At 53.9% G+C, this 3,326-nt stretch carries 4 protein-coding genes and 1 pseudogene; 1 reads left to right on the top strand and 4 read right to left on the bottom strand.

Annotation, left to right across the window (positions count from 1 at the left end; genetic code table 11):
* Positions 1-159: 159 nt before the first annotated feature.
* Positions 160-396 (top strand): annotated as a pseudogene (locus ACJHWR_RS25110) (AAC(3) family N-acetyltransferase); the annotation flags it as partial.
* A gap of 26 nt (positions 397-422) precedes the next feature.
* Here ACJHWR_RS25110 and ACJHWR_RS25115 read toward each other — a convergent pair.
* The 4 genes from ACJHWR_RS25115 to aac(3)-IId all read right to left on the bottom strand — a co-directional run bounded on the left by ACJHWR_RS25115 (position 423) and on the right by aac(3)-IId (position 3,180).
* The gene (locus ACJHWR_RS25115) at positions 423-1,244 is read right to left on the bottom strand and encodes an IS3 family transposase (RefSeq protein WP_039026397.1); all 822 of its coding nucleotides are present in this window, start codon (positions 1,242-1,244) and stop codon (positions 423-425) included.
* Entirely contained in the window at positions 1,241-1,555 is a 315-nt protein-coding gene (locus ACJHWR_RS25120) for a transposase (protein WP_039026396.1), read from the bottom strand. The genes ACJHWR_RS25115 and ACJHWR_RS25120 overlap by 4 nt, the downstream gene beginning before the upstream one ends.
* A gap of 194 nt (positions 1,556-1,749) precedes the next feature.
* A complete protein-coding gene (locus ACJHWR_RS25125; RefSeq protein WP_039026395.1) occupies positions 1,750-2,130 on the bottom strand; it encodes a diacylglycerol kinase in 381 nt (126 codons plus the stop codon).
* Positions 2,131-2,319: 189 nt separating this feature from the next.
* Entirely contained in the window at positions 2,320-3,180 is an 861-nt protein-coding gene (aac(3)-IId, locus tag ACJHWR_RS25130) for an aminoglycoside N-acetyltransferase AAC(3)-IId (protein WP_000557454.1), read from the bottom strand.
* Positions 3,181-3,326: the final 146 nt, after the last annotated feature.

The raw sequence follows: 3,326 nt of genomic DNA on the forward strand, positions 1-3,326 counted from the left end.
ACAGAATGATGTCACGCTGAAAATGCCGGCCTTTGAATGGGTTCATGTGCAGCTCCATCAGCAAAAGGGGATGATAAGTTTATCACCACCGACTATTTGCAACAGTGCCGTTGATCGTGCTATGATCAACTGATGTCATCAGCGGTGGAGTGCAATGTCGTGCAATACGAATGGCGAAAAGCCGAGCTCATCGGTCAGCTTCTCAACCTTGGGGTTACCCCCGGCGGTGTGCTGCTGGTCCACAGCTCCTTCCGTAGCGTCCGGCCCCTCGAAGATGGGCCACTTGGACTGATCGAGGCCCTGCGTGCTGCGCTGGGTCCGGGAGGGACGCTCGTCATGCCCTCGTGGTCAGGTCTGGACGACGAGCCGTTCGATCCTGCCACGTCGCCCGTTACTGTAATGACCCAGCCGTTCCTGCACAACTAAGCGGCTTCGGCATAGGCCTGCGCCGGTGTTTTCATCTTTAGCGCCTGGTGAGGACGCTTCTGGTTGTAAAACTGGATCCAGTCGCCAATCACCCGACTGGCATGCTGCAAGGTCTCGAACCTCTGCCGATGGGCACACTGCTCCTTGAGCGTTCTGATCACCCGCTCGACCATGCCGTTTTGTTCCGGCGTGTACGGCGTGATGAACTCCTGCTGCAACCCATAGCTCTTCACCAGTGCTGTGTAGTTGCGGCTGGTAAACACCAACCCATTGTCGCTACGTAACAAAAACGGCGATGCAACTCGTCCCAAGCTGCCGAAGCGAGCAATTAAGGCTTGCTCCAGCGCTGCCTCGGCCGTTTTCGATTTACCACTGCGCGAGAGATGCCATCCCAGTAGTTCACGGGTATGGCAATCAATCACCAGCGCCAAGGAACACCAGCCATCGCGACCAGCCCAGATCCGGCATAGGTCCGTCGCCCAGCGTTGGTTGGGCGCTGAGGCCACCGAAGGCAGGGCCTGGATCCGGGGGCGAAACCCAACCGGACGCTTGCGAACTTGCCAGCCCTTGAGCTGGAAGATGCGCTGTACCGTGTTCTTGTTGAACCCCAACAGGGCTGCAACCGTCCGGTAACCGAACGATGGGTTCTCCTCAATCATGTTTTTGATCGGGGTGACCAGATGCTCCTGAAGCTTGGGCGCGGCCTTGACGCTGCGGTAGTACCAACTACGACGCGGCAGGCCAAACCAGCGGCAGAGCTTGCTGACGGAGACATCAATACCTTCTGCGCGTAATCCCTGCTGAACATCGGCGACTATCTGTCGTCCTCGCCCAGCAGGGAGGCCAGCTTTTTTCTGGCGCGTAACTCCAGCATGGCCTCGCCATAAGCTTCCTGGAGTTCCTTGAGCTGCTTCTCGTACTGCTCGCGAATATCCAGTGGCTTGGCCCGTAAGGCGTTTTCCATGCCCCGTTTGGCGTCATCTACCCATTCTTCAATCTCGGAGGGCGGCAAATCAAAGGCTCGAGCCGCTTCGGCGACGGTGGTCTTGCCCTGAATGATTTCCATGACCAAGGCGGACTTGCGCTTGGCCGTCCAACGTTTGATTTCTTCGTCCATCGTGATGCTCATGTCTGTGATCTCCACTCATTATGACCTGAGCAGGATTTCAGTGGGTCATTACAAAATATGGTTATTTTCGCACCTATGGTGCGGGCTAAACAGACAAAAGTTCCACCTTATAATTAGCATCTATTGTTTTTCATTAAACAGCCACTATTTATGGTGGCTGCCATGAATAATTAAAAATATTATTGATGATAACACTACCACCAGGTTAATAAATTACGCCCTGTCAATGCACCCCACACTATGGCATTCAACATCAGAGCAATGAAGACAGCCGCAGAGCCCATGTCTTTAGCTCGACCAGAAAGCTCATGATGCTCTGACCCTATTCTGTCTACTACTGCTTCAATAGCTGAGTTCAGGATCTCTACAATCACAACCAGCCAACTTATAACCATTAGGAGTAGTATTTGATTTAAACCATCTCCGACAAAAAACGCCAGAGGCATCAACAGCACAATGAGTAGCAGTTCCTGACGAAAAGCCGCTTCATGTCTCCAAGCTGAAGAAAGCCCCTTCATACTATAATTGGTGGCATGAATGATTCGGGTAATTCCAGTTGCACCAGGCTTTGCCATTTTAGCTTCCTCTTTCTGATTTGCCCGTTAAAAATTTCAACCATGAAATACACGGACAATAGTAATAAACCTAATTTCCTCGGGGTCAAAGATCAGCGATTTGGAACGCCGATCGCGCAGCCGCTTAGCGAGCGTCGTCTTTCCGGCGCCGAAAGGTCCGTTGATCCAGATTATCATTGTCGACGGCCTCTAACCTGAAGGCTCGCAAGAGCGCTCGACGGCCTCGTGCGGAGGCACGATCGGAGTGGTTCCGAAATGCTTCTCAAGATAGGTGACGCCGAACGTCACGATGTCCTGCGCGTCGAACAGGTAGCACTGAGCAAAGCCCACGACACCTTCTCGATGGCGACCGAGCTTCACGTAAGCATTTGCTATAGTTTCAACCGCATCCGGCTTTCCTTCGATAGCAAAGCAATCGAGAATGCCGTTTGAATCGTAATCCGATGCCGTTTTCCAGGCGACTTCACCGTCTCTTCCAAGCATCGGCATCTCATACGTCACCCACCGTTTGTTGGGGATATCGGCAACCGCCTCGGCGTAGTGCAATGCGGTAACGGAGTTTAGCGGCGCACCCAACAGCAGGGCCTTCCCGCCAAGGCGAACGAACCGCTCGACGGGCGATCCTTCCCCCAAGGCGTGACCGAGTTCGTGAGGCTCCGTCAGCGTTTCAGCCAGCGGACCAACCGCGACCATCGATGCATCGGGGTGCGCGCTGCGCCGCGCGCCGGGGGCTTGAACCAGAAATTGATTCAGCAGGCCGAACCCACGGTAAGTCCCGGCTGTTGCGGGATCGAACGGCAGCCAGGTACGGCGGGCTTCGTCATCCAGCCGAGCGCCATTCAGAGTCTCCTCGTAGGGTGATCGGTCCCACGACGCGTATCCCATCACAGTGCCAGTCGGCCCAACCGCGGAGCGTAACGCGGCAACGACCGTCTCCGCTCCTCCTTCGACCGGACCAATCGCTTTAAGTGAGGCATGCACCATCAAGAGGTCACCGGTTTGGACTCCGAGTTTTTGAAGCGCCTCCGTTATTGCCTTCCGCGTATGCATCGCGATATCTCCTCTAAACTGCAAAACACTATACGCTGATGAATCCCCTAATGATTTTGGTAAAAATCATTAAGTTAAGGTGGATACACATCTTGTCATATGATCAAATGGTTTCGCGAAAAATCAATAATCAGACAACAAGATGT

The sequence above is a fragment of the Escherichia sp. WS568 genome (assembly GCF_046486085.1).
In the GTDB taxonomy this organism is placed as follows: domain Bacteria; phylum Pseudomonadota; class Gammaproteobacteria; order Enterobacterales; family Enterobacteriaceae; genus Escherichia; species Escherichia coli.